Annotated in this window: 18 protein-coding genes; 6 read left to right on the top strand and 12 right to left on the bottom strand. The window is 70.7% G+C overall.

The annotated features are described in order from the left end of the window. Window positions 1-4: 4 nt before the first annotated feature. A complete protein-coding gene (gene mfd, locus VZQ01_RS13640; protein WP_141323376.1) occupies window positions 5-3,598 on the bottom strand; it encodes a transcription-repair coupling factor in 3,594 nt (1,197 codons plus the stop codon). Window positions 3,599-3,833: 235 nt separating this feature from the next. On the opposite strand from mfd, the gene VZQ01_RS13635 reads away from it, so the two are divergent. After that, window positions 3,834-5,306 (top strand): PAS domain-containing sensor histidine kinase, encoded by a 1,473-nt coding sequence (locus tag VZQ01_RS13635; protein WP_426748035.1) that lies wholly within the window; start codon window positions 3,834-3,836, stop codon window positions 5,304-5,306. A 31-nt stretch (window positions 5,307-5,337) separates the two neighbouring features. On the opposite strand, the gene VZQ01_RS13630 is transcribed toward VZQ01_RS13635, so the two are convergent. From VZQ01_RS13630 to VZQ01_RS13590, 9 genes are all read right to left on the bottom strand, one after another. Next, window positions 5,338-5,649, bottom strand: coding sequence for a hypothetical protein (locus tag VZQ01_RS13630; protein WP_223746107.1), 312 nt, complete (start codon window positions 5,647-5,649; stop codon window positions 5,338-5,340). Window positions 5,650-5,718: 69 nt separating this feature from the next. Next, on the bottom strand, window positions 5,719-6,042 hold the full coding sequence (locus VZQ01_RS13625; protein WP_046711179.1) for a c-type cytochrome: 324 nt from the start codon (window positions 6,040-6,042) through the stop codon (window positions 5,719-5,721). A gap of 48 nt (window positions 6,043-6,090) precedes the next feature. Continuing rightward, window positions 6,091-6,702 carry a pilus assembly FimT family protein gene (locus VZQ01_RS13620; RefSeq protein ID WP_248542357.1) on the bottom strand — a complete coding sequence of 204 codons (612 nt, stop codon included), beginning with the start codon at window positions 6,700-6,702 and terminating at the stop codon, window positions 6,091-6,093. A gap of 31 nt (window positions 6,703-6,733) precedes the next feature. Then, entirely contained in the window at window positions 6,734-7,951 is a 1,218-nt protein-coding gene (locus VZQ01_RS13615; protein WP_426748034.1) for a PilW family protein, read from the bottom strand. Continuing rightward, complete coding sequence (locus VZQ01_RS13610; RefSeq protein WP_223783482.1) at window positions 7,948-8,463, bottom strand: type IV pilus modification PilV family protein; 516 nt, start codon at window positions 8,461-8,463, stop codon at window positions 7,948-7,950. The genes VZQ01_RS13615 and VZQ01_RS13610 overlap by 4 nt, the downstream gene beginning before the upstream one ends. Continuing rightward, the gene (locus tag VZQ01_RS13605) at window positions 8,460-12,857 is read right to left on the bottom strand and encodes a pilus assembly protein (RefSeq protein ID WP_223783481.1); all 4,398 of its coding nucleotides are present in this window, start codon (window positions 12,855-12,857) and stop codon (window positions 8,460-8,462) included. The genes VZQ01_RS13610 and VZQ01_RS13605 overlap by 4 nt, the downstream gene beginning before the upstream one ends. 42 nt (window positions 12,858-12,899) lie before the next feature. Further along, window positions 12,900-13,751 carry a hypothetical protein gene (locus tag VZQ01_RS13600; protein WP_426748033.1) on the bottom strand — a complete coding sequence of 284 codons (852 nt, stop codon included), beginning with the start codon at window positions 13,749-13,751 and terminating at the stop codon, window positions 12,900-12,902. Window positions 13,752-13,883: 132 nt separating this feature from the next. Next, window positions 13,884-15,530, bottom strand: coding sequence for a hypothetical protein (locus VZQ01_RS13595; RefSeq protein WP_426748962.1), 1,647 nt, complete (start codon window positions 15,528-15,530; stop codon window positions 13,884-13,886). Window positions 15,531-15,651: 121 nt separating this feature from the next. After that, complete coding sequence (locus tag VZQ01_RS13590) at window positions 15,652-17,001, bottom strand: methyltransferase domain-containing protein (RefSeq protein WP_223783479.1); 1,350 nt, start codon at window positions 16,999-17,001, stop codon at window positions 15,652-15,654. A gap of 217 nt (window positions 17,002-17,218) precedes the next feature. Here VZQ01_RS13590 and VZQ01_RS13585 point away from each other — a divergent pair, with 217 nt between their 5' ends. From VZQ01_RS13585 to VZQ01_RS13565, 5 genes are read left to right on the top strand one after another with little or no spacing between them, the layout of a single operon-like run. Next, entirely contained in the window at window positions 17,219-19,411 is a 2,193-nt protein-coding gene (locus tag VZQ01_RS13585; RefSeq protein WP_426748032.1) for a GumC family protein, read from the top strand. After that, entirely contained in the window at window positions 19,408-20,667 is a 1,260-nt protein-coding gene (locus VZQ01_RS13580) for a glycosyltransferase (protein ID WP_223783477.1), read from the top strand. The genes VZQ01_RS13585 and VZQ01_RS13580 overlap by 4 nt, the downstream gene beginning before the upstream one ends. An 8-nt stretch (window positions 20,668-20,675) precedes the next feature. After that, the gene (locus tag VZQ01_RS13575; RefSeq protein ID WP_426748031.1) at window positions 20,676-21,800 is read left to right on the top strand and encodes a glycosyltransferase; all 1,125 of its coding nucleotides are present in this window, start codon (window positions 20,676-20,678) and stop codon (window positions 21,798-21,800) included. Next, on the top strand, window positions 21,797-23,278 hold the full coding sequence (locus tag VZQ01_RS13570) for an O-antigen ligase family protein (protein ID WP_223746116.1): 1,482 nt from the start codon (window positions 21,797-21,799) through the stop codon (window positions 23,276-23,278). Before VZQ01_RS13575 ends, VZQ01_RS13570 begins: the two co-directional genes overlap by 4 nt. After that, window positions 23,247-24,389, top strand: coding sequence for a glycosyltransferase family 4 protein (locus tag VZQ01_RS13565; RefSeq protein ID WP_426748030.1), 1,143 nt, complete (start codon window positions 23,247-23,249; stop codon window positions 24,387-24,389). The genes VZQ01_RS13570 and VZQ01_RS13565 overlap by 32 nt, the downstream gene beginning before the upstream one ends. Window positions 24,390-24,394: 5 nt before the next feature. On the opposite strand, the gene VZQ01_RS13560 is transcribed toward VZQ01_RS13565, so the two are convergent. Then, window positions 24,395-25,543 carry a glycosyltransferase family 4 protein gene (locus tag VZQ01_RS13560; protein WP_426748029.1) on the bottom strand — a complete coding sequence of 383 codons (1,149 nt, stop codon included), beginning with the start codon at window positions 25,541-25,543 and terminating at the stop codon, window positions 24,395-24,397. A gap of 46 nt (window positions 25,544-25,589) precedes the next feature. Continuing rightward, the gene (locus VZQ01_RS13555; protein WP_426748028.1) at window positions 25,590-26,834 is read right to left on the bottom strand and encodes a glycosyltransferase family 4 protein; all 1,245 of its coding nucleotides are present in this window, start codon (window positions 26,832-26,834) and stop codon (window positions 25,590-25,592) included. Between the last annotated feature and the right edge of the window lie 161 nt (window positions 26,835-26,995).

Genomic DNA, 26,995 nt, shown 5'->3' with positions numbered 1-26,995 from the left:
GCGTTCAGTTCCTCGGCAGCGAGCAGTGGTCCAGGTCTCGGAGCACCTTGCGCGCCTCGGCGATGAGGTCGTGCCCCTGGGTGCCCTGCGCCACGCGGGCGATGAGCTTCATGTCCGGCGTGAGGCGGTAGTAGCCCTTCGAGCGCTGCACCAGCCCCGCGACCTTCGGTCCGTCGAGCAGCGCGTCGGCGCCCAGCGTCACCACCAGCCGCTGCGGCCCCACCTCCAGGCCGCGCAGCCGGAGGTCGCGCATGTCGATCTTCAGCAGCGTCAGCTCGGACAGGTGGTCCACCTCGTCCGGGGCCTCGCCGTAGCGGTCCACCAGCTCCGCGCGCAGGTCCGTGACCTCGTCCGGGTGGCTGGCCTGGCTGAAGCGCTTGTAGAAGACGAGCCGCTGGTGCACGTCCGCCACGTAGTCGTCCGGGATGAGCGCGGGCATGGGCAGCGTGACGTCCGGCTCAATCTGCACCTTGGGCGGCTGGCCCTGCAGCTCCGCGACGGCCTCCTCCAGGAGCTGCGCGTACATGTCGAAGCCAATCTCGGCGATGGCGCCGGACTGCTTCTCGCCCAGCAGGTTGCCCGCGCCGCGAATCTCCAGGTCGTGACTGGCGATGGAGAAGCCCGCGCCCAGCTCGGTGAAGTTCTGGAGCACCTCCAGCCGGCGCTGCGCGTCGCGCGTCACCGCCCGGCGCGTGGGCACCAGCAGGTACGCGTACGCGCGCTCCTTGGAGCGGCCCACGCGACCTCGCAGCTGGTAGAGCTGCGCCAGACCGAACTGGTCCGCCCGATTGACAATCATCGTGTTGGCGCTGGAGATGTCGATGCCGCTCTCGATGATGGCCGTGCACAGCAGCACCTGGTGCTTGCGCTCGGTGAACTCCAGCATGACCTTCTCGAGCTGCCCCTCGCCCATCTGGCCGTGCGCCACGCCGATGGACAGCTGCGGCACCAGCTCGCGCAGCTGCTGCTCCATGGAGGGCAGCGACTCGACGCGGTTGTGCACGAAGAACACCTGCCCGCCGCGGGCAATCTCGCGTTCAATCGCCTCCTTCACCACCATCGGGTCGTACTTCATCACGAAGGTGCGGATGGCGCGCCGGTCCTGCGGCGGCGTGGCGATGATGCTCATGTCGCGCACGCCCGACATGCTCATGTGCAGCGTGCGGGGGATGGGCGTCGCCGTCAGCGTCAGCACGTCGATCTGGGAGCGCCACTTCTTCAGCGACTCCTTCTGCTTCACGCCGAAGCGCTGCTCCTCGTCGACGATCATCAGCCCCAAATCCTTGAAGGCCACCTCGCCGCCCAACAGCTTGTGCGTGCCGATGAGGATGTCGACCTTGCCCTCCTTGGCGCGCTTGAGGATTTCGCGCACCTCCGGCGGCTTCTTCAGGCCGGAGATGACCTCCACCGTGACGGGGTAGTCCTTGAAGCGCTTCTTGAAGGAGAGGAAGTGCTGCTGCGCCAGCACGGTGGTGGGCACCAGCACCGCCACCTGCTTGCGGTCCAGCGTCGCCTTGAAGGCCGCGCGCATGGCGACCTCCGTCTTGCCGTAGCCCACGTCGCCGCAGACCAGCCGGTCCATGGGCTCCGGCTTCTGCATGTCGGAGAGCACGTCCTCAATCGCCTTGGCCTGGTCCGGCGTCTCCTCGAACTCGAAGTCCGCCTCGAACTGGGCGAAGTAGCGGTCCGGCGCGCTGAAGGCGTGTCCCGGGTGCGCGCGGCGCGAGGCGGCGATTTGCAGGAGCTCGGCCGCCATCTTGAGCAGCTGCTCCTTGACGCGCTTCTTCGTCTTCTCCCAGCTCGTCGTGCCCAGCTTGTCGAGCTGGACCGTCTCAGGATTGCCGCCGGTGAACTTCTGGATGAGCCGCATGCGGCCCACCGGCAGGTAGATTTTGTCCCGGCCCGCGTACTCCAGGACGAGGAAGTCCCCGGGCACGCCGTTCACCTGCATCTTCGTCAGGCCCGAGTAGCGGCCGATGCCGAAGTCGGTGTGGACGATGAGGTCGCCTTCCTTCAGGTCCTTGAAGCCCGCGGCGAACGCGTCCAGCTTCTTGCCGCGCTTGACGCGCCGACGCGCGCGGACGCCGAAGATCTCCTCGTCCGACAGGAGCGCCAGCCCGCCCCCGCCGTCCACGAAGCCCTGGCTCACCTCGCCCGTGAAGAGGTGCGCCCAGACGGACGGCTCGTACAGCGCCGACGCGTCCTTCATGGGCTCGGTGTGCACCTTCACCATGACGTTGCGGTCGAGCAAGAGCCGCTTGAGCCGGTCCGCCTGGCTCAGCGTGCCGCACGCCACCGCGCACGCCACGCGCGAGTCGCGCCAGCGCTGCAGCCGCTCGACCAGGGGTTGCAGCGCGCCCTCCTCGCCATGGTGCGCGAGGATGGCCTCCCGCAGGTCCTGCGTGCCGCCGAACTGGAACAACACCGGCGGCTTCTCCGACTGCGTCAGCGACAGCCCACCGCCCTCGACGACGCGATAGGCGGACAGCTGCTGCTCCACCGCGTCGCGCGACAGGAAGTGCTCGGCCGGCGGGCACACCAGGTCCTTGCGCTCCTCGGCCTGGGCGAAGGTGCGCTCCAGCTCCTCCCACAGCGCGTCCGCCGCGCGCGACAGCTCCAGCGGGTCGTCCAGGTAGAAGACGGGCCCCTCGGGGCTCCACGCGCGCAGGAAGTCGAACACCGTGGCCAGCCCGCCCTCGAACAGCCCGGGGAGCAGCCCCTCCAGCCCGAAGCCGGGCAGGCCCTCGCGCAGCGCGTCCAGCCGCTCGCGCAGCTGGATGGTGGGCAGGTTGATGCGGTCGGCGACGGCGCGCGCGGCGGCCTCCGCGCGGGGGCGGGTGTCCTCGGTGAGCAGGAGCTCCCGCGCGGGCACCAGGTCCACTTCCTTCAGCGCGTCCACCGTGCGCTGCGACTCCGGGTCGAAGGCGCGGATGGAGTCGATGGTGTCACCGAAGAACTCCAGGCGCACCGGCTTGTCGTAGAGCGGGCTGAAGACGTCGAGCAGCCCTCCGCGCACGGAGAACGTCCCCACGTCCTCCACCATGGGGCTGTTCTGGTAGCCCATGCGCGAGAGCTTCCGCGCCAGCGCGTCGCGGTCGTACTCCTGGCCCACCGTCACCCGGTCCGTGAGCCGGGCCATGACGTCCGGGCGCAGCATGCGGCGGTACAGCGCGCGCAGGGACAGCACCAGCACCGGGAAGCGCGTGCCCCGCGCCAGGTGGTACAGCGCGCCGATGCGCTCGGTGACGACGGCCGCGTCCGGGGACAGCTCGTCGTAGGGGAGCACCTCGTCCGCGGGCAGCCGCAGCACCCCCGGCTCTCGCAGCGTGCCCGTTCCGCCCAGGAAGAAGGCCAGGTCGGAGGCCAGGCTGTCGGCCGCCTCCTCGTCCGCCGCCACGCACACCAGCGGCGCCTTCGCCTCGCGATGCAGCCGGGCGAGCACGTGGCCCCGGGCCGCGCCCTTCAGGCCCTGGGTGCGTGTGCGCTGGCCTGCGCGCAGCTCCCCGAGCAGCCGGGAGAAGGTGTCCGCCGCCACGAGAGGCACGCCACCGTCCCGCGCCGCCTCGCCATCCAACCTCTGTGTGTAAGGACTGTCCATGAGTGGACCCCTGAGGGCCCCGGGGTAATTAGGGGCGCGCCCCTGACAGGTCAACGACAGAGCGCGTCGCCTGTCGTGTGTCGGAGCCGACGCGGCCCGGAGTGCTGTGTCCGCCACGAATCAGCCGTACCGGGGCTGGGTTGGCCGCATGCCTGGGGCAGGGCCTACTCTTCCTCAAGGCATCGCTGGGGGGTGCCACACGCCAGCCATGCAATCCGGCCGTTGGAACAGGGTGATGAGCGGGGCGGGCGCGCCCCCCTCCGAAGCCGTGGTGGTGCTGCGCAGCGTCCGTTCCGCTGAGCAGGGCATCCTGGACTTCGAATGCGTCTCCGCGAACGTGCACGCGGAGCGCTGGTTGGGGCGCGAGGAGCGCTCCCTGGTGCGCCAGCGCCTGCTCGAGGAGGCCGCGTGGGTGGGCGAATGTGGCCTCTTCGCCGCGTGTGTCCGGGTGGCCGTGCGGCGCGAGCCCGAAATCATCCGCGTCTCGCGCCAGTCCTCCGTGGGGCCGGTGTGGCTGTTCGCCCGCGTGTCCCCGTGGGAGGACGGCGTCGTCGTCTTCCTGGAGGATTTGACGGAGCGGATGGCCGCCGAGGAGACGCTGCGAAGAGACCATGACCTGCTGCACGCGGTCATCGAGAGCGCCACCGACGCCATCTACGTGAAGGACGTGGACGCGCGCTACGTGCTCATCAACCCGGCCACGGCGCGCGCCTTCAACCGGGCGCCGCAGGACATCCTGGGGCGCACGGACCTGGAGCTCCTGGGCCAGGACATCGCCGGGCCCACGCTGGCGCACGACCGCGCGGTGATGGAGTCGGGCGTCACCGCCACGTACGAGGACTCCGAGGGCGGCCCGGGCAGCGACCGCATCTGGCAGACGACCAAGGGCGTGCTGCGCCGGGGCGACGGCACCGTCTACGGCCTGTTCGGCATCAGCCGGGACGTCACCGCGCGGCGCCGCCAGGAGCTGGAGCGGGACGAGGAGGCGCGCTTCCAGGAGCGCTTCATCGGCGTGCTGGGACACGATCTGGGCAACCCGCTGGCGGCGGTGCGGCTGTCCGCGGCGGCGCTGCTCGCCCAGCCGACGCTGACGCCGGAGGTGCGACGGGTGGCGACGCGCATCGACGGGAGCGCCGAGCGCATGGCGCGGCTGGTGAAACAGCTGCTCGACTTCACCCGCGCGCGCATGGCGGGTGGCATCCCCTTGCGTCCGCGCGAGGTGTGCATGGAGTCGGTGTGCCGGCGCATCATCTCCGAGCTGGAGCCGGCCCATCCGGACCAGCGCGTGGACCTGGAGGTGGTGGGGGACTCGCGCGGCGTCTGGGACGAGGAGCGGCTGGGGCAGGTGCTCTCCAACCTGGTGGGCAACGCCCTGCAGCACAGCCCCGCGGGCACGTCCGTGCGCGTGCGGCTGGCGGCGAGCGAGCCGCTCTTCCAGCGGGTGGAGGTGCACAACGTGGGGCCGCCGATTCCGGAGTCGCTGCGCCCGCGCCTGTTCGCGCCCTTCCACCGCGGCACGCCCGAGCCGGGCATGCCCAGGCCGCATCGCCACGGGCTGGGGCTGGGGCTCTACATCGTGTCGCAGATCGTCACCGCCCACGGTGGGTGGGTGGACGTCGCGTCCTCGCAGGAGGCGGGCACGTGCTTCGCGGTGACGCTGCCCCGGGTGGCCCAGTCCCAGGACGAGGCCCAGACGCGCTGGGCCTGAGGGACGAGGCCCAGACGCGCGGTGGTGTCGGTCAGTACCGGGCGTAGCGCGCCGCGGCGCGCAGGCGCAGCATGTCGTTGAGCGCGCCCGGGTCCACCAGCTCCAGCGCCGCCGCCCCGCGGAGGCCGCGGTAGCGGTAGTCCTCCTCGTCCTCTTCGCCCTTGTCCTTGTCCTTGTCCTTCCCGTCGCCCTTGTCCTTGCCGTCATCGGGGCGCAGGGACAGAGGCTCGGGCCGGGAGAGTCCCGGCTCGATGCGCGGGGTGCTCAGCGCGTGGGCCTGCACGGAGGTGAAGACGCCCGCGAGGGCCAGGCAGAAAACGAAGAGGGTCGAAAGGGTCTTCATGAGGGGGCTCCGTTTCTCTTCTCGGCAAGACGCGAGCCCGAAACGGTTATTCAGCCCCGAGGCCCGTCCCTATTTGGCCTTCATGGTGCGGATGTATCCCACCAGCGCGTCGATCTGCGCGGCGGTGAGCTTGTCCTTGAAGGCCTTCATCTTCGTGTTGCGCGGCGAGCCGTCGGCGATGGCCACGCGGATGTCCGCGTCGGACTGGGCCGCCTGCCAGGCAGGCTGGCTCATGTCGGTGATGGACTCCTTCTTGCCCATCTTCGTGTCCGCCTTGCCGGTGTCGCCGTGACAGGACTTGCACTTGGCCTTCCACACCTCGACGACGTCGTCGGCCGCGTGGGCGGCGGGGGCCAGACACAGGCTCATCATCAGGGCGAACCGCTTCATCATCGTCACTGCCTCCTTGGGAGGCCCTGACTGTGACACGGAACGCTGGCTTCAGGGAGTGCACCCGGCGGCGGTGGGCTGAAGCTCGCAGTCCATCAAGGTCGGGTTCCCGGTGAGTGCGTCCACCTGGAGCACGCGGTCCGGCACGGCCGGGTCCTGAGGCCCGCGCTTGCGCAGGATGCGCAGCGAGCCCGTCACCGGCGCCGTCCCGTCCGGGTCGCACATGGTGGCGCCCCGCGCAGCGACGGGGCGCGCGGTCTCTCCGAGCCAGCACAGGCCGTGCAGGCTGGAGACGTCCAGCTCGGGGGACACCGCGAACGCGTCCCCCACCTGCGCGCAGGTGCAGCCGGACGTGCCGCACGCGGCGGTGAGGCACTCGGTCCGGGGGCACTGGGAGCCCCAGGTGTCCCCGGGCGCGCAGTCGGGTTTCTCCCAGCGCAGGGCGGGCTGGCTGACGCCGTTCTCCACCGTGGTGGTGCGCATGAGGCGCACCGCCTGCCGCGTGCTCCGGGCCTGCTGCCGGGCCTCCTGCGCGGCCAGGAGGATGGAGCGCGAGGCGGCGCCGGCGCGCTGGTTGCGCGTGAGCGCCTGGTAGCCCGTGGTGGCCAGGGCCGTGAGCAAGCCGAGGATACCGAGCGCGACCATCAGCTCGATCAACGTCATGCCGTGTCGTCGTGTGACTTGCATGGTGGTGTCAGCCCCCGGCGTAGCCGAAGTTGCGCGGCGTCACGCGGATGAGGAAGTGGCGTCGCTTGTAGCCGTCGTCGGGGTTGCCCTCGTCGTCGTCGGGGAGCGTCCCCGCGTCGGGCGACCCGCGCGCGGCCTCCCGGTCCGGCCGCGCGGAGCGCGCGGTGATGAGCAGCTCCACCACGCGCACGCGTCGCATCAGCTCGTCCCGCGCGCTGCCCGGTCCGTGGTCCAGCGCGCCCATGGTGCCCGCGTCGCCGGGGATGAGGCCCCAGCACTGGGCGTTGGTGCACTGGTCGATGGGCGGACGCGAGGTGTCCGGGTCCGGGAAGTAGCGCAGCGGGTCGCTCGGGCTCTCCAGCGTGGCGACCCCCAGGCGGACACGCAGCTGCTCAATCTCCTCCGACAGCACCCGGAACTCCTCGGGGCCCAGCGAGCCGTCCGGGTCCAGCTCCAGGGCGGGCCGCCCCTGGCGCCAGTTGACGCGGTAGATGCGCGAGGTCACCGGCATGAGCATCGCGTCGTCGTCGTTGCCGACCAGCCACAGCGGCGCGCTGTTCCCCGCCGTGGCGGTGCAGTAGCTGTTGACGTCGAACGCCGTGGCCCCAGGGGCTCCAGGGAGCCAGGCGATGTTCTTGGCCTCGGTGTCGGGAAGGACGAGGAGGTTGCGCTGGGCCTGTGCCACTCCCACGCATGCGCCTCGGGCAGACGGATCCGCCGCGACGAGCGCGCTCCCCGTGGGGATGCCCGCGTCGGTGCCGGGGGGCGCGGCCACCACCAGGCATACCTGCGTGGTGGCCGTCAGGCGGGCGTCCGTATTGCCGCCGGCGCAGCCCCTCATCCTCAAGGAGCGCGCGCTGTCCGCCTCGAAGATCTCCAGCACATCCGAGCGGAGGGTCGCGTAGGCGCCACTGGGCGGCACGTATCCGGCGGAGGCGCCCGCCGCGCTGGTCACGTTGATGGCGTAGCGCAGCTCCCCGGGGGCTCCGCCCAGGTAGAGCGGTGAGCTGCCGAAGCCCTCTCCAGCGCGCTGGAGCGAGGGGGTGAACAAGTCCCGCGCCGCGCGGGCGGCGTTCTGCGTCTCCATGGTGCGTTCCTCGAGGAAGCCGCGCCGCTGGAGATAGGTGCCCGCGGACACCGCGCCGGCGATGACCACCAGCGCGATGGTGCTGGCCATCATCAGCTCGATGAGGCTGAAGCCACGAGTGTGGGGCGCGCGGCTCATGGCGTCATCCGGGTCTGCAGGGCCACCGCGCGCAGGACCTTGTCCGGGTCCTGCCAGCTCACGGTGACACGCACGTTGACGACGTTGGGCAGCCTGACGCCAGGGATGAGGTCGCGGGCCAGCACGGGCGTCCCCGCCTCTTCGCCCTCCATGGGCGGGTCCACGTCCACCGCGACGTCGTACTTCATCCGCACGGGCTCGCCCGCGGCGGGCGCCAGGTAGCGCGGCGTGCCGTTGGCGCTCCACCACACCTCATGCCGGTCCCGGTCCAGCGCCTCGATGTTCTGGCAGGGGCGGCCGGGCGCGGGGGTGACACACCTCATCGCGGTGATGCGCTCCAGCTCCTGCTCCGCGATGAGGCCCGCCTGGGCCTGGATGAGGTTGCGGCGGTTCTGCTTCGCGGCGGCGAGCACCGCGAGCGCGATGCCGAGGATGCCGAACACCACCACCACCATGGTGGCCATGGCCTCCAGCAGCGTGGCCCCCCGGTGAGCGCGACGAAGGGCCCTCATGGGACCACCCCCTGGATGTTGCCGGTGGTCTTCACGTCCCAGATGAGCGTGCGCGCCGTGCTCCCCTGGCCGTTGCCTGTCTCGTTGTTGAAGACATCCGAGCCGTTGTTCATGAGCTTGAAGCCGTTGTTGGTCTGGATGACGACCTTCTTGTCGAAGATGAGCGGCTGGGTGAGGCTGTGTCCCTCCAGGCTGGCGTCGCTCGAGGGCTGGGGCGCGCCGTTGCTCCCGTTGAAGGCGTAGACCCGGCCGCTCTCGTCGGCGTCGAGGCTGCACTGGTTGGCGGAGGTGCCCACGGCGGTGGCCGTGTGGACGACGCCGTCCTCGTCCACGGAGACGCCGCCCCAGACCACCTGCCTGGGCCCGAGCTTCTGCACCCAGGCGACGCTCCGCCCCGAGCACCCGGAGGCCAGCGGGTTTGCGTCGACGAAGGCCATCACGTGGTAGCGGGGACGCGGGTCTCGGTCCACGTCCTCGTTGTCCAGGTCCGGGTTGTTGCCGGTGCCCATGTAGATGCGCACGGAGGTGCCGGAGCCGGAGCGCTCCTGGCTCACCGCTATCTGCGAATAGAGGCCCTGCTTCGCCGCGTCGTCGATCACCTGATTGGTCGCGGGGTCCCGGTCGTTGCGTGCGTCGGCGATGATGCACGACGGGACGACCGACCCCATGGGGCGGGTCGCGTCGACGTCACGCAGGTTGACGCGGAACACGCGGGCCTTCGTCGTGGGGACGTAGACGACGTCGTAGTTGCTGTCGCCGTCCACGTCGATGGCCACGGGCGCGCCACCGACGCCCTCGCCCTCGTCACCCAGCACCACCACGCCCGCCAGCTTCCGCTTGAGCGCGGTCTGCCCGGCATGGGCCACCTGGATGGGCAGCCCCGTCTTCACGTCGATGAGATACAGCGTGGCGCGGCCGCCCGCGTTCCTGGGTGAGTAGTCGGACGCGAACGCCGCCACCCACTTCTTGCCTCCGCGCGTGCCGAAGTCCATGCGCACCAGGAGCGGGTTGTGCCGCGAACCGCTGGTGTCGGGGCGCAGGGAGAAGTGCTCCTCCAGGAGCTTGCAGGTGCTGCTGGTGCTGGTGCACGGGTCTCCCGAGGTGTTGAAGCGATCTCTCTGGACGTCCAGTTCCCAGAGGACGCCGGGGTAGTTGGCCGCGGTCTCCGTGGGACGCGTGACGTCCAGCGCGAAGAAGACGCTCTGCTGGGGGCCGGTGGGGCTGACGAGCACCGTCTTCGCGTCGGTGCGCTCGTTGGGCTGGGTGCTCAAGCGCCACTGGGTGCCCGTGGCGGGGTTGTGGCCGGTGTCGGGCTGGTACTCGTTGCCCGAGCGCAGGTCCACCACCGTCACGGCCGGAGACGCGTCCACGGAGGCGCGCTTCGCCTTGTCGTTGCCGCGCACGTAGTTCTCCGCGAAGAAACGCAGCAGCTTGCCGGGTATGTAGGCGTACAGTTCGCCGCCCGTGCCATACTCGCGGCCCGCGGAGCAGCCCGAGTCGTGGGCGAAGTACCCTCGGAAGTCCCGGAAGGACGTGCAGGAGTCATCTCCGGCGCGCAGCTCACCGAGCGACAGGGCGTGCAGGAAGCCCGAGGTGCTGCCGATGAAGGCCGCCGCGCCACGGGTCTTCATCACCGTGTTGCCGATGAAGCTGTTGCTGCGGTACGCCGCCTGCTCGCTGAGCGACGCCCGCTTCACCCAGGTGGGCTCGCTGGCGGGGCCGACGATGGCCGCCGTGGACAGGTTGATGCCGCCCATGGGCCAGGTGCGCCGGGTGACGGGGCCGGAGGCGAGGCTGTTGTCCTCCCACCCGTACAGCCAGTTGCGCAGGGCGTTTCGGTCCAGCTTGTCGCACAGGCCATCCTGGTTCAGGTCATACCGGCGGCCCAGGGTGGATGCGCAGTAGTTGCGAGCCTCGTCGTTGGTGTTGGCGACGGTGGGGAACAGGGGGCTGTTGTTGTCGTCCTGTCCGGCCTGGGAGGCCACCGTGACGCGCGAGGTGGGCGTCGTCGCGGGGGCGCTGGTGAAGAGCTGGCGGTCATTGGGCGAGGCCGTGCGAATCAGGCGGTTGAGCTGCTCGCCTCCGTCCCACTGGTTCCAGTCGTCCGCCTCCGTGTTGGCGCGGTTGGGCTGGTCCGGTTCGTACAGTCGCCGCAGGTAGACGTGGCCCCGCTCGGCCACGTCCAGTCGCTGGTCGTAGACGCGCTTGGAGGGATAGAGCGGGTTGCCGGAGGACTGCTCGTACCAGGGCTCGGGCGTGTACCAGGTCCGCCCCGGCGTCTCCGACACCCCGAGGATGACGGTGTTGGCCACGCCCAGGCTCGCGGCGCGGCCGTACTGGCCCGCCTTCTGCGCCTTGTAGGAGATGTTCACGTTGGCGATGGTGGGCTGGCACGACTCGCCGGGGCTCTCGAAGACCGCGCGCCAGCACAGCTGCGAGCCGGTGAAGCCCTGCTCCAGGAAGTCGTTCACCGTCCGGGTGATGTTCACCCGAGTCCCCGGATTGGCCGTGGCGTCCGGGAAGGGCATCGTCACCCAATGGGGCGCGGGGTTGAGCTGGAAGTCTGGGTCGGTCGTGTTGCACCGGTCCACGCACACCTTGCAGTCCAGCGACACCTGATAGGTGATTTGCGGCTTGGGCTGCACGTAGCCGTCGGGTATCGGGTTGGGCGCTGGCGGCTGGCAGTCACTGGTCTGGTTGTTGAACCGGTAGTAGGGCTGGTCGTCGATGGTCATCTCGACGGAGGTGATGGTGTAGTCCTGGGCGACATCGAGCGGGATGCTCGACACCAGGTCCGACTTGTAGATGCCGTTGTTCTGCTTGTTGATGAGGATGACGGTGTCGTCGTAGGTCCGGTTGCCGCCGGAGTTCTGGTCCTCCCACCCGAGAATCCAGACGCGGGGGTTGTCCACGGGCGCGCCCACCAGCGTGTGCGCGGCCCGCCGGAAGTAGGATTTGACCTCCTGGTTCTGGTTCGTGTTGAAGCGGACCTGGCCGTAGGTGGGGGAGCGCAGGCGGTCATAGGCGACGCCGTCGAGCCAGCCGTTGCGCAGCTCCTTCACGGTGACGATGTCGTCCTTCGTCTGATGCAGGTCCAGGTTGAGCAGTGTCTTGGTGAAGAAGACGTTGATGTCACCGTGGCCCCACAGGTCGCACTGCAGCCGCGCGCCGCCGCCCTGGGACGCGGGCCAGGTCGTCATCTTGGTGATGAAGCAGGTGTCGGTGCCGTCGTAGATCTGCTCCACGTACGTGACGAGGAAGAAGACGATCTCCCGCTGTCCCTGGATGACGCCCATCTTCTTGCGGCGGTCCTCCTCGTTGGGGGCATCGAGGGGATTCCTGCCGGGGATGAGCACGCCCCGGTCATCGAAGGCGCTGGCCTTGTAGTCGGGCAGACCATCCTGTCCCGTGGCCAGGCGGCTGTCCCAGACGGGCCCCACGGCGGTGCGCACGCCGTTGACCTCGCGCCATGCCGTGCGCGGCTGGAAGCACTCCGAGGTGGGTGAATCGCCGGAGATGTTGCCCGTGGGGCAGTGGTTGTCATCGTCGTCCGTGGCGAGGAAGACGAGGTGCCCGATGCCCCGGTTGCCGTTCTCCTGGGACCTGGGCTCGAGCAGGTTGGGGATGTGTGGGAAGAGCCCCCGGTCGCTGAAGTAGCTGTCGACGTTCGTGGGGTTGGTCTGCATGTTGTCTTCGCCGTTCAACACACCCGCGGGGTGGTCCATCACCCGGGCGCCCACCACGCCGCCGCTGGGCTTGGTGCCATAGGCGTCCTGCCAGCGGCGCGGTCCCGCCGTGGCGCTGTAGGTGCTGGCGGCGTTGCAGGGGCCGGTGAGCAGGTCCGGTTCGCGCAACGTCACCGTGGTGTTGTCGGCGCGCTTGTGTTGGAAAGTCTTCGCTTGGTTTCCGCAGCGGGGCCCGTCGCCGATATAGGTCTGCGGGTCGAGGTTGTAGAGATGCTCGTGGAAGTCCGGCACGCCGTTGCCGTTCTTGTCGAGCAGGACGTCGTCGTTGGGGTTGTCCACGTCCTTCGGGTCGATGTACCCGCCGGCGATGAGGTCGTCGTAATAGAACCAGCCCAGCGTGTTGGAGGCGCCGCCGCCGGCCTGGTCATGGACGAGGAGCGCCTCCAACTCCTGGTCGAAGGGCAGGATGATGCGTTCGGGGTCCAGGATGCTGCGGTTGGTGTTGAGGCGCAGCTTGTTGTCGGGCGTGAGGATGACAGCGGTGGGGTAGCCGGCATCGGCGGTGAAGGGCGGCTGCTTGTCCTTGCCCGTCTCGTCGATGCAGGGGTTGTAGGAGACGGAGGGGGTTCCTCCGTCCTGTTGGGCGAGCGCCGGGAGCGCGGTGACGAGCGCCAGCGCGGCGATGAGCAGAGGTCGTGCGTACGGCATGGGGAGTCCTGGGGTGGGGTGCGGGAAAGGACAGACAGGAGGTCAGCACTCGCCGTTGTTGGCGGCGCCGTTGGTGTCTTCGGTGCTGCAGGCGCCGCCAGGGACCGCGCCGCTGGTGATGAGGGCCCGGATGATGACGCGCTGGGGTTGGGTGCCGTCGCGGCCCCGGACCTCACCCACGGAGACGAGCCAGACGCGGTTGTTGGAGTCCACGGTCCGGTCGTCGGTGTCGTTGTCGTCGACGAGGAAGACCCGGTAGAGGACGCGCTCCTGGGCGGGGAAGTCCAGGATGCGGCGGCCGGCCGCGCCGTTCATCTCCAGGAAGGCGGTGGTGACGTCCGAGTCGACGGCCGTCCCAGAGGACGCCGCCGCGAGGGTATAGGGCGTCCAGGGGATGGCCTCGTACCAGGGGAACACGTTCCCATTGGGAGGACCGCTGGGCAGTCCTGGCTCCCCCTGGACGTAGCCATTGGCAGGAGCCTGCCCGTTGTACTGCTTGCTCAACTTCTCGATGACCTTGTTGAAGTTGGTGTTTCCTTCCTCACGCAGCACCCGCGTGAGCTCGCGCGCCTCCGCCAGCCCCGCCTCCGCGGCGAAGTGGGCCTCGCGCTTCCTGCGCTCCTGCGCCTGCAGCGCGCTCTCCGCGGCCACCTTGCGCAGGGACACGACGACGGCCGCGGCGATGAACGCGATGATGCCGATGGCCATCAACAGCGCCATGCCCCGCGGGGCAGGTGGGCGGATTCCAGACGGACGACGGGTGCATGAGGGACGCGACACCAGCGGCTCCTTGCCGATGAACGGAGGAACGAGAGCAGCCGGAGTGATGAGCAATCCCCGGACCCGCCGCTGCGGGCTTCCGGACTTCAATGCTTCCAGGGTCTTGAGTCGCACCCCGGGTGAACCCTGACACTGACGCGCTTTGCGAGCCTCGCAAAACTTGCGAGGTGTCACAGGTGTCAGGCGTGTCTTGGAATGTGTTTGTGATTCATCGAATTCGCGATGAATCCGAAAATGTATGAAGTCTCAGCGACCCGGGAGGGGCCAGAAGGACACGCGACTTTGGGGAGGTGCGAGCCATACCGACTCCAGGAAGCGCGTGGCGTTCTGGTCCGCGGTGTCGTGCTCGGTGGAGGCGTGGTGCAGGGTGGCGAGCACGAGCAGCGTGGCCACCGCCGCGCCCCAGGCCCCCACGCCCGGCGCGCGGCGTCCCGGAGGCGTGGCCAGGGCCAGGAAGACCCAGCACGTCACGGCGACGAGCACGGCGAGCAACACCCCGCCGGCCGCGGGCTGGGGGAGCCCCAGGAAGGAGAGCACCGACGGCGGGAAGTAGCCGTCGGACAACAGCGGGAGCGTCAGCCCTCCGAGCACGTTGGAGACATCGTCTGGGATGTAATTGACGAAGGTGGCCAGCCCCGTGGTGAGGATGGCCGCCCCGCACAGCATGGCGGCGAGCCCCAGGGCCACCGGACGGGGCGCGGCGCGCAGTCGCGCAAGCCAGAGCCCCGCGGGCAGCAGCAGGAAGGGCACCAGCCCGGTCAGGTGACGAGGGCCCGTCGTCCATCCCCAGGAGTCGTAGGAGAACGACGACGTGAAGTAGAGGTAGCCGGCGACGAGCGCCGCCGTCATCCACGCGGTGGCGCGGGCCTCGGCGCTCGCGCCGCGCCGGAACGTCAGCCGCGTCACGCCAGGGATGGCCAGGAGCAGGAAGGGCGCCAGGGTGAACAACCCCCGCAGCGGCGAGACGAGCGACAGGGTGAAGGCGCGCGGGTCCGGCGTGCGGATGCCCAAAAAGCCCCCCAGGTGCCACGGCTGATAGCCCGCGTCGTTGAGGTGCTTGTAGCCGCTCGTCAGCGGGTGGCCGAAGGCGGCCTGGTGATACAGCATCAGCGCCACCACGAAGGGCAGCGCCCCCAGCGTGGCGAGCCCCGCGGCGCGCCCCAGGCCCTTCCAGCGCTCGCGCGCGGGGGCCTCCTGGAGCAGGAAGGTGAGCACGCCGTACAGCACCAGCCCCAGCACGCCGAGCGCGCCGGTGTACTCCGCCGCCACGGTGGCGCCCGCGCACACGCCCGCGAGCACGTACCCCCGCTCCCGCCAATCGCCGCGAGCACAGCGCCACAGGGCATAGAAGCCCGCGAAGAGCAGCACCGCCACCGTCTGGTGGCTCATGAACAAGAGCGAGTAGCTGAACGCCAGCGAGCCCAGGCCATACGTCACCGTGAGCGCATCCGAGACGAGCGGTGACAGGTGCTCGCGCAGATACCGTCGCACCAGCCACAGCATCCACAGCGTGGGCAGCACCGTGAGGAACAGGCGCGAGAAGAAGACCAGTGGCACTTCCGGCACCGGGCCCGGGCGGGCCACCGCGCGCAGCGCCGCGTAGAGCGGGGTGGCGGCGAACGACAGCAGCGGGGCCTTGCTGGGGTAGTACTTCCCGTCCTTCACGGACAGGTCACCCACGTAGCCGCGCTCGCGCAGCACCTCGTTGATGACGAGCGTGCCGTGGTCCACCAGCGAGATGGTCTGCCACAGCCGGCACAGCTCGTTGGGCGAGCGCAGCTTCGGGTGGTAGGGGAACAGCAGGAGGTACAGCGCCGCGAGGCTGGCCCAGACCCAGCGCGGAGCACCCCGCGAGGCCGCGATGGGGGCGGGGGGCGTCGCGGTCGCTGACACCTCGGCGCCGGGGCTCGTCGCCGTCGCGCCAGAGACCGTCTCGTCGCGCTGCGCTCCCGCGGTGCCGGGGTCGGCCGGGCTCACGGCGCCGGGTCCTCCGGGCGCGGGCGGCACGGCCCGCTCACGCCTCGCCACCGGTGACGCGGGCCACGGCGAAGAGGCTCATGCCCACCGGCAGCTTCACGTGGGCCTCGGCGCGGGCGAACAGCGGGGCCAGCGTGTCGTAGAGCTTGAGCTGGAGCTTGGGCACCGAGCGGCGGCGGAACAGGCGGCTGTTGACGAACCAGCCGGGCATGCCCACCAGGTTCATCCACTCCAGCTTCTCCACCTCGAACCCGTTCTCCTCCAGCACCGCGCGCAGCGTGGCGGGCGTGTAGCGACGGTAGTGCCCCACCGCCTCGTCGATGCTGCCGAAGAGCTGCTCCAGCGCCGGCACCAGGATGAGCACGCGGCCCCCGGGCGCCAGGATCTGCCGGAAGCGGCGCACCGCCGAGCCGTCATCCGGGATGTGCTCGAGCACGTTGGACAGCACGATGGTGTCCAGCTGCTCCTTCTTCAGTGACTCCCAATCCGCCAGCGCCACGTCCGACAGATACGGGCGCACGTGCGGACGGCCGCGGAAGAGGTTCTTGAGCCGGTCCACGTAGAAGCGGTCCACCTCCAGCGCGATGAGCAGCTCCGCGCCGGACTCCAGCTCGCGGGTAATCGTGCCGATGCCCGCGCCGATCTCCAGCACGCGGCGGCCCAGGTGCTCACGGAAGCGGCGGCCCAGCCACTGGTTGTAGTGCGTGGCCCCGTCCATGCGCTCCAGCGTGGTGTAGCCCTCGTGCTGGTTGTCCGCGTCGTCGCGCACGGTGGCGTAGCGCATCAGGGTGCGCAGCTGGGACAGGCGCGCGGCGCGCGGACGGCGCGGCACCGCCTGCAGCGGAGGCAGGGAGACCTCGGTGAGCCGGTACAGCTGCGCGGCCAGCTTCACCACCAGCTCCGCGTCCACCGCGTCGTCGTCGCTGGTGAGGGTGACGGAGCGCAGCGCCTCCGTGCGGAACGCGCGCACGCCGCTGAGCGGGTCCGTCACCGCCACGTCCGTGACGAAGCGGGTGACCTGTCCCATCGCGCGCTCGGCCCACAGCTCGGGCGACAGCCCCGTCGTGGCGCGGTGGCCGAACACGGCGTCCGCGGTGTCGTCGCGCAGGGGGCCCATCAGGGCCTCGTAGGCGTCCGCGGCGTAGGCGGCGTCCGGGTCCTGGAGCACCGTCACGGGGCTCGTCACATGCGCGAGCGCCGCCCGGATGGCCGCGCCCTTGCCTCCCTGCACGTCCAGCACCCGCAGGCCGGGGCTCGACGCCACGTCGGGCCGTCCGGCGCCGGCGAGGACGACCTCGGCGCGACCCGACAGCTCGCGGGCGAAGTGGGCGGCGGCATCCGCGGTGGAGGGGTCGAAGGGGATGATGACCGAATGCTGGAAGCTCACGTCGGGCTCACTAGCACAGGCGCCCCGGATGCGCGCGGCCCCGCCTCGAAGAAGGGTGGGATGGGGGGCTTCCAGGCGGCGGCGGAACGATGGACAACCCCGGGCGGACACGGCACGCTCGACGGTGATTTCCATGGGTGTGGGTGAAGGTCGGGGCCGGCGGGTGCCGGGCGCCGCCGCACCGCGCGGCGCCCCAGGGCTCCAGGAGAGACGAGACGTGGATGGAACGGTGTTCGACCCGGCCGGTGGCACCGGTGGCCCGACGTCCGCGGGGTTGATGCTCCGCGCGCGGGCGCTGTGGCGGCGCAAGTGGGTCGTGCTCGGCGTGGCGGTGGTGGTGGCGGCGCTGTCGGCCGTCTACACGCTGCGCCAGCCCAAGGTCTTCTCCGCCAGCACCTCCCTCATCATCGACGTGACGGCGCCGCGCTTCCTCGACGGCGAGGTCAAGGAGGTGATGGGCGAGGAGCGCAGCAACTACTGGTTCAACAAGGAGTACTACGCCACCCAGAGCGAGATCATCACCTCGCGCGCGGTGGCCAGCCGCGTGGTGGACAAGCTGGGCCTGTCCACGGACGCCAGCTACCTGGGCGTCGCGCACATCTCGGATGAGAAGGCCCGCGTGCAGGCGATGCAGGGCGCGGACGCGGTGGGGCTGCTCCAGTCGCGCATCCGGGTGCTGCCCGCCAAGGACTCGCGGGTGATGAACATCGCGGTGGATGACCTGGACGCGGCGCGCGCGGCGCTGCTCGCCAACGAGGTCGCCAACGCGTACATGGCGGAGAACCTGGCGCTCAAGCTGCGCATGACGGACGACGCGCGCAGCTGGCTGGAGAGCCGGCTGGAGGATTTGGAGAACACGTCCAAGGCGAGCGAGCTGGCCGTCTACGACTTCAAGAAGGACGCGGACATGCTGTCCACGTCGCTCGAGTCGCGGATGAGCATCGTCAGCGACCGCATCAACAGCTACAACCTGAACCTCACCCAGGTGAGCACGCGCATCGCCGCGCTGCAGGCGCGCGTGGAGGCCATCCAGAAGCTGCGCAAGGCGTCCCCCGACGACGAGACGTGGGCGGAGGCGCTGCCGGGCGCGAAGGACGGGCCCATCCAGGATTTGCGCAAGAGCTACACCGACGCGCGCGTCGCGTGCGCGGAGCTGGCCGAGCGCTACCTGCCCGAGCACCCCAAGCTCCTGGAGTGCCAGGGCAAGCTCGCGGTGATTCAAGCCGACTTCCTCAAGAGCCTGCGCAACGTGGTGCGCCTGGCGGAGACGGAGCTGTCGGAGGCGGAGGCGCAGCGCAAGAACCTGGTGAAGCTGCTCGACGAGGCCAAGGCCGAGGCCTTCCAGGTGAACAAGAAGTCCATCGAGTACGACCGGCTCAAGCGCGAGTCGGACAACAACCAGCGCCTGTACGAGCTGGTGCTCAAGCGGCTCAAGGACATCGAGCTGTCGGGCCTGCTTCGCACCAGCAACGTGCGCGTGCTGGACCCGGCGCGTCCACAGTTCGCGCCGGTCAAGCCCCACGTGAAGCGCAACCTGATGGTGGGCGTGGTGCTCGGCCTCTTGACGGGGCTGGGCGTGGCGCTGCTCTTGGACCTCCTGGCGAACACGGTGGCCTCGCAGGAGGACGTGGAGGGGCGGCTGGGGCTGGCCTTCCTGGGCGTCATGCCGCGTATCGAGGGCAACCGTCCGCCCAAGGACCGCGACCTCTTCGTGCACCGCGAGCCCAAGTCGTCGGTGGCCGAGTGCTGTCGGGCCATCCGCACCAACCTGCTCTTCATGTCGCCGGACACGCCCTTCAAGACGCTGGTCGTCACGTCCAGCGGGCCGCAGGAAGGCAAGTCCACCACGACCATCAGCCTGGGTGTGGCCATGGCCCAGAGCGGCAACCGGGTGTTGCTGCTGGACACGGACATGCGCAGGCCCCGGCTGCACCGGGCCTTCGGCGTGCCCAACGAGCTGGGCATCTCCTCGCTGGTGGTGGGTGAGGGGACGCTGGAGGCCGCGGTGAAGAGCACCGAGGTCCCCGGGCTCTTCCTGCTCCCGTGTGGCCCCTTGCCGCCGAACCCGGCGGAGCTGCTGCACACGCGCGCGTTCGCGGACCTGCTCAAGCTGGTGGCGGGGAAGTTTGACCGCGTCCTGTTGGACAGCCCGCCGCTCAACGCGGTGGCGGACGCGGCGGTGCTGGCCACGCAGTGTGACGGCGTGGTGCTGGTGCTCAAGGCGGGCAAGACGAACCGGGACTCGGCGCAGCGCGCGCTGCGCTCGCTGGCGGACGTGCAGGCGCGCATGTACGGCGCCGTCCTCAACGACGTGGACCTCAAGGCCCCGGGCTATGGCGGCACGTACATCGCCTACCAGGGCTACGGGCAGTACGCCGAGGACCCCAAGGACCGGGTGGCGCAGTCGTGAGCGGCACGCTGACGGGAGCGGGCCTCCGGGTGTTGCACCTGGGCAAGTTCTATCCGCCGGCGTCCGGCGGCATCGAGAGCCATGTCCAGACGCTGGCGCGCGCGCAGGCGGCGCAGGGTGCGCGGGTGGAGGTGCTGTGCGCCAACCACTCGCGCGACTCGGGGAACACCAGCCACGAGTTCCACGGGAAGAGCCCCACGCTCGAGGAGTGGGACGGGCTGGTGCGGGTGGTGAGGCTGGGGCGGCGCGCGTCGGTGGCGCGCATGGACGTGCTGCCGGAGCTGCCCGGGACGCTGCGGCGGATGCTCGCCCAGGGCGTGGATGTGGTGCACCTGCACGCGCCGAACCCGACGATGCTGCTGGCGCTGGACATGATGCCCCGGCTGCCGGCCGTGTTCGTCACGCACCACAGCGACGTCATCCGGCAGAAGGTCGCGGGCGCGCTGTTCCGGCCGCTGGAGCTCCTGCTCTACACGCGCGCGCTGCGAATCTTCTCGGACAGCGAGGCGTACATCGAGGGCTCCTCGCTGCTGAAGCTGTTCCGGAGCAAGGTGCGGGCGTTGCCGCTCGGCATCGACGTGGAGCCGTACCTGCGGCCGTCCGCGGAGGTGCTCGCCGCCGAGGCGCGCTGGCGTCAGGACTTCGCGGGGACGCCGCTGTGGCTGATGGTGGGGCGGCTCGTCTACTACAAGGGACTGTTCACCGCGCTGGAGGCCCTGGCGAAGGCGCCGGGGCGGCTGGTGGTGGTGGGCGTGGGGCCGCTGGAGGCGGAGGGCCGCGCCCGGGCGAAGGCGCTCGGCGTGGAGTCCCGCGTGACGTGGGCGGGCTATCTGCCGCCGGCCTCGCTGATGGGGGCCTATCGCGCCGCCACCGCGCTCTGGTTCCCGAGCAACGCGCGCAGCGAGGCCTATGGCCTGTCGCAGGCGGAGGCGATGGCCAGCGGCCTGCCGGTGTTGAACACGGCGATTCCGCACTCGGGCGTCGCGTGGGTGAGCCGCCACGAGGAGACGGGCCTGACGGTGCCGGTGGGGGACGCGGACGCGCTGGCGCGTGCGGCGAGGCGGCTCGTGGAGGAGCCGGGGCTGGCGGAGCGGCTGGGCCGTGGGGCCAGGGAGCGCGCGGAGGCGGAGCTGCGGCACGACGTGATGGCGACGCGCAGCCTGAAGCTCTACGCGGAGGCGCTCGGTCGTCCCGTGCCGGAGATGACGGAGGCCCCGAGCGAGGTCCCCGCGCTCACCGGTACGGGGAGGGCCTGAGACGCCGCATGCGCGCGCTGCATGTCTACAGCGGCAACCTCTACGGAGGCATCGAGTCCTTCCTCGTCGCGCTGGCGCGGGCGTCCTCGCGCCACGCGGAGGGCACGGCGCATGAGTACGCGCTGTGCTTCGAGGGGCGGCTGTCGACGGAGCTGCGCGAGGCGGGCGCCGCGGTCCACCTGTTGGGGAGCGTGCGGGTGGCGCGGCCCTGGACGGTGTGGCGCGCACGGCGGGCGCTGGGCGCGTTGCTGAAGACCGGCGGGTACGCGGTGGTCGTCTGCCACGCGGCGTGGCCGCAGGCGGTGTTCGGTCCCGTGGCGCGCGCGGCCGGTGTGCCGCTGGTCTTCTACCAGCACGATGCCTTGACGGGTGCGCACTGGGTGGAGCGCTGGGCCGGTGTCACCTCGCCGGACCTGGTGCTCGCCAACAGCGCGTACGCCGCCCGTTCACTTGGCAGCGTGTATCCCCGGGCTCCGCATCGGGTGCGCCATCCCCTGGTGCAGGAACCAGCGCGGGTTCCGGAGCCCTCGGAGCGCGCGGCGCTGCGAGCCGAACTCGGCGCCAGTGACGATGACGTGGTCATCCTCCAGGCCTGCCGGATGGAGGCGTGGAAGGGACACCGGCTGCTGCTCGAGGCCCTGGGCCGCATGCGCGAGGCGCGGGGCTGGCGACTGTGGGTGGCGGGGGGCGCTCAGCGCGAGGAGGAGTCGCGCTACCTGGAGGGATTGGTCGCGCAGACGCGAGCGCTCGGCTTGGAGGGACGGGTGCGCTTCCTGGGGCAGCGTGCGGACGTGCCCCGGTTGATGCGCGCGGCGGACGTGCACTGCCAGCCCAACACGTCGCCGGAGCCCTTCGGCCTGGCCTTCGTGGAGGCGCTCCAGGCGGGGCTGCCCGTGGTGACGACGGCGCAGGGCGGGCCGCTGGAAATCGTGGACGAGACGTGTGGTCGGCTCGTCGCACCCGAGGCCGGCGCGCTGTCCTCCGCGCTCCTGCGACTGGTGGTGGACGCGGAGGCGCGGCGCAAGCTGGGCGCGGGTGGGCCCGCTCGCGCGGCGGCGCTCTGTGCGCCGGAGGTCTTCTTGCGCGGCCTGGGCGAGGACCTGCGCGTGGCCGTGTCGGGAGTCGAGGCGTGAGCGCGCCACGTCCGTCCTCCCGGCCTCAGCTCCAGGGGCCTGGTGTGCTCGGGCGCAGGTACGTGCGCCGCGCGCCGGGCGCGCCCCTGGAGGTGGCGACGCCACGGCAAGCACAGGCGCCAACGAAGGAGGCCCCGCCCGCGGCGCCTCGCACGGGCTTCTTGTCCTCGAGCCGGCTGGTGCCGCTGTTCATCGGCGTGCTCGTCGCGTGTCAGCTCGCGCTGCTGGTGGAGGCCATCGCGCCGCTGCGGGTGCTGGTGCGCATCCTGGCGTTCGGGTTGAGCCTGGCGCTGCTGGTGCTCGTCCCCGGACGCGGGGCGAGACATCCGGCGGTGCCCTTCGTGGTGGGCTCGCTGGCCATCACCACGCTCAACTTCTTCCACCCGGGCACCGTCAGCCCGATGGCCGGCGTGGTGCAACTGGGCATCCAGTTGTCCATCATCGCGCCGCTGTTCTGGGTGACGCGGCTGTCCATCGACTCGCGCGTCTTCCGGCTCACCCTCACGCTGTTGTTCCTCTTCAACACGGCCAGCGCCTCGGTGGGGGTGCTCCAGGTCTACTTCCCGGGCCGCTTCCAGCCGGCGATGTCGGCCGCGGTGCAGGCGCAGGGCGATTCCTACCTGCGCAGCCTGGAGTTCGAGACCGCCAGCGGCGCGCGCGTCTTCCGCCCCATGGGCCTGACGGACATGCCGGGCGGCGCGGCGACGGGAGGCTTCTACGCGGTGCTGCTCGGCAGCGGCTTCCTCTTGTCCTCGCGCAAGGGCCTGTCGCGCGCGCTGAGCGTCGTGGGCATCCTGGTGGGGCTGCTCTGCCTCTACCTGTGCCAGGTGCGCGCGATTGCGCTGACGCTGGGCGTCTGTCTGGCGGCGATGGCGGGCATGCTCGTGCTCACCGGCCGCGTGGCGCGGCTGGCGAAGCTGATGGCGGTGGTGGGAATGGCGAGCGTGTTCGCCTTCGGCTGGGCCGTGGCCGTGGGTGGCGACGCGGTGCAGAAGCGCTGGGACAGCTTGTTCGAGGCGAAGCCGGAGGAGGTCTATCACAGCAACCGGGGCCGCTTCCTAGAGGGCACCTTCGAGTACTTCCTCCCGGAGTATCCGCTGGGCGCGGGCCTGGGGCGCTACGGCATGGCCAACGCGTACTTCGGGGACAACTCCGACCCGGCGCAGCCGCCCCTGTGGGCCGAAATCCAGTGGACGGCGTGGGTCTACGACGGCGGCATCGTGGTGGTGGTGCTCTACCCCCTGGCGCTCCTGGCGACGATGGCGTGGGTGCTCCAGATGGCCCGGCGGCGCCAGGACTCCGGCGACGAGTTCTGGCTGTGGGGAAGCGTCATCTTCGCCTACAACCTGGGCGCGCTGGCCCTGACCTTCAGCTATCCGTTCTTCATGAGCCAGGTGGGCATGGAGTTCTGGTTGCTCAACGCGGCGCTCTTCGGCGCCTGGACGCATGCGAAGACCCTACACGCTCATCGCCGGTGATTTCGTCGCCACGGGTGGAATGGACCGCGCCAACCTGGCGCTCGCGCACTGGCTGGCGAAGCAGGGCGGTCCCGTGCGGCTGGTGGCCCACCGCGTGGCGGACGAGCTGCTCGGCTTCCCCAACGTGCGCTTCGTGAAGGTGCCCAAGCCCGCGAACTCCTATCTGCTCGGCGAGCCGCTGCTGGCCGCGATGGGCAAGGCGTGGGCGCTGCGCACGCGCGCCGAGGGCGGTCGGGTGCTGGCCAACGGCGGCAACTGCGTCGTGCCCGGCGCCAACTGGGTGCACTACGTGCACGGGGCCTATGTCTCGGAGCACGTCGGCGGCGTGCTGCGCCAGGTGAAGGGCCGGGTGGGGCACGCGCGCTTCGTGAGCGAGGAGCGCAAGGCGCTGTGGCGCTCGAACGTCATCCTGGCCAACTCGAAGCGGACACGCGCGGACCTGGTGGCGGCCACGGGGGTTCCCGAGGCGCGGGTGCACGTCGTCTATTACGGCAACGACTCGGAGCGCTTCCATCCGGTGTCCCCCGAGGCTCGACGCGCGGCGCGCGCGGAGCTGGGCTGGCCGGAGGACCGGCGCGTGGCGCTCTTCGTGGGCGCGCTGGGAGACCGTCGCAAGGGCTTCGACTCCCTGTTCCACGCGTGGGCGCGGCTGCACGCGCACGGGGACTGGGGCGTGGACCTGAAGGTGGTGGGTGTGGGCGCGCAGCGCGAGGCCTGGGAGCAGGAGGCGCGCACGCGGGGGCTGGAGCGGCGCATCGAGTTCCTCGGCTTCCGACGGGATGTGCCCGCGCTGCTGTCCGCGGCGGACCTGCTGGTGTCCCCGACGCGGTACGAGGCCTACGGGCTGGGTGTCCACGAGGCGCTGTGCTCGGGGCTGCCCGCGCTGGTGAGCCGCTCGGCGGGCGTGGCCGAGCGCTATCCGACGGAGCTCGGGGGACTGCTGCTGGATGACCCGGATGACGTGGACGGGTTGGTCCGCGCGCTGGAGTCGTGGCGCGAGCACGAGGCGGCGTGGGCCCCCCACGTGGCGGCCTTCTCGGAGCGGCTGCGCGCGTGGACGTGGGACGACATGGCCGCCGGCATCGTCCAGGTGATGGAGCGCGAGGGCTGAGCGCTTCAGCGTAGCTCGAGCAGCGTTTCGAAGAAGTCCAGGTGGGCGCGAGCGACGACGGGCCAGGAGAAGCGCCGCACGGCCCACTCGCGGCCGCGTGACGACAGCTCGCGCCGGAGCTCGGGGCTCTCCAGCACGTCCGAGAGCGCGCGAGCCCACGCGGAGTCATCCGCCTCCGGCAGCAGTCGTCCCGCGTCGCCCACGGTGTGGGGGATTTCGCCGGAGGTGCTCGCGAGCACGGGTACGCCGCACGCGAAGGCCTCCGCGAGCATGCGGCCGAACTGCTCCTTCCACCGAGGCATCGTCTGGCTCGGGCCGCAGAGCACATCCATGGCGTTGAGCACGCGCGGCACGCCCTCGTGGGGCACGCCGGTGAGGATGCGCACGCGGTCCTCGTGACGCGCGGCCCAGGCGCGCAGCTCCGCCTCCAGGGGGCCTCCCCCGGCGAACAGCGCGCGCCACGGCGTGCGGAGCTGCTCCAGCACGCGCATCAGCAGCGACACGCCCTTCTCGGGGACGAAGCGCCCCAGGTAGCCGATGACGGGAGGACCGTCCGCGCGCCACCCGAGCTCGCGCCGCACGGCCTCGCCCGAGGCGCGGTCCGGTCGGAACAGCTCCGTGTCCACGCCCATGGGGATGATGCAGGAGCGGCGCGCGGCATAGCCCGGTCGGCCGAGCAGGTTGTCCTTCACCGTCTGGCCGCCCGCGACCCACCCGGTGCTGCGCCCGACGACGAAGCGCTCCGTCTGCGCGAAGGGCGGCGGGTAGCGCTTGGAGAGGTTCTGGAAGGTGCTGAAGACCAGGGGCACGCGGCGCGGGGTGAGCAGGGCCACCTCAAGCCCCGCGAGGACGAAGGGCTCCTCCCAGGCATGGACCAGGTCCACGCCGCGCCGCAGGTGCTCGCGCAGCTCGGGGCCGTAGACGAATGCATGCGGCGAGCGACTGAGGAAGGCTCGCACTCCCTCCACCTTCGCGGGCTCGTCGGAGTCCGGCTGGAGGTGGATGGGGCGCAGGTCACCGTGGAAGAAGCGAGGCGCGACGGCGGTGACATCCCAAGCGCCGCCTCCGACGCGGGCCATCTCGTTGGCGAGGCGCCGGTTGAGGGTGACGACGTATGAGTGCGAGACGGTGACGAGTCTGCGAGGCCGCTGCACGGAAGCTCCAGTGAGCGGCGGACGAAACCAGAGCCCCCCAGGGTGGTCAACCCGCGCGAGAGGCGGGCTGTCCGCCCAGCAGCGAGCGGTACACGGCGAGAATCTCGCGGGCGTAGCGCTGGCGGGAGAAGCGCTCCACGGCGGTGCTCCGGGCCGCGGTGCCCAACCGGGCACGCAGGGACGCATCCGTCAGCAGCCGGCGCAGCGCCTCCGCCAGGGCATGGGCATCGTTCGGCGCCAGCGTGAGCGCGTCCACGCCATCGGTGAGCGCCTCGGCCGCGCCGCTCGCGCGCGAGACGATGGAGGGGCGGGCACAGGCCAGGGCCTCCGCGATGGTGAGACCGAAGGGCTCGCGCCGCGTGCTGGCGTGCACGAAGACGTCCAGCGCGCGGTAGACGGGCGCGGAGTCGGGCTGGAAGGGCACCAGCCCGACGCGTCCGGTGAGGTTGCGCTGCTCGATGAGGCGACGCAGCTCGTCCTCGGAGAACTGCGAGCCCGCCGTCTGGTACAGCGGCGAGCCGACCACGTAGAAGCGCACGGGCAGCGACGGCTCCACGCGCGTCAGCGCCTCGGCGGCCTCCAGGAAGAGGTCCTGTCCCTTCCAGCGTGCATAGGTGGCCACCAGGCCGACGCGCGACGTCCCCGCCGGGGCGGGAGGCAGGCCCGCCAGCGTGTCCAGGTCGGCGGTGCCGCCCGTGTCCGGAGCGAAGCGGTTCACGTCCACGCCGTTGTAGACGACCTGCACGGGGACCTTGAGGAGCACCTCCCGGGTGTCGTCTCCCACGGCGCGCGAGTTGGCGATGGCCGCCGAGGCCAGCGGTGCGAGGGCGCCCATCGCACGTCGCACCAGGGGACGCTCACCGAGGAAGTCGTGGACGTGCCAGACGCGCCGGAGCGGCAGGCCCGCAGTGACGGCACTCAGCAGGTGGGACTTGATGCCGTTGGAGTGGATGAGGTCCGGGCGCAGGCGGGCGACCTCGCGTCGCAGCACGTGTCCGTGGCTCGCGAGCAGGGCGGGCACCGGGAGCAGCTTGCTCGCGAAGCGCAGCGTATCTCCCAGGTTCTGTCCGCGCAGCGCGCTGTCCCCCAGGCTCGACAGGTGCGAGGGCATTGGCAGGCAGCGCGCGTCCACGCCCAGCCGACGGGCCTGCTCCAGCAGCGGCCCCTCCATCCCCGAGAACAGGTGGAGCGACAGCCCCGCGTCCAGCTCGCGCAGGCAGGACATCAAATCGAGCAACGCGCGCTCCGCGCCGCCGACAATACCTACAGGATTGAGGAAGAGGACGCGCACGCCTGATGGACCGAAGCAGAGCCCTTCGAGGGCGTCAATGAGGGTTCATGAAGTCGTGCGGGACCGCACCCCTGGGTCACAGTCCGTCAAGGACTCATGGGGATGCCGCGATGTCTTGGAAATGAAATCAAGCCAGAGAAGTGAATCCAGAAAAGTGTTTT

This window comes from Myxococcus faecalis (assembly GCF_050039385.1).
In the GTDB taxonomy this organism is placed as follows: Bacteria; Myxococcota; Myxococcia; order Myxococcales; family Myxococcaceae; genus Myxococcus; species Myxococcus fulvus.
The sequence above is the reverse complement of the archived record's forward strand: the minus strand, read 5'-3'. Positions and strand labels throughout refer to the sequence as shown.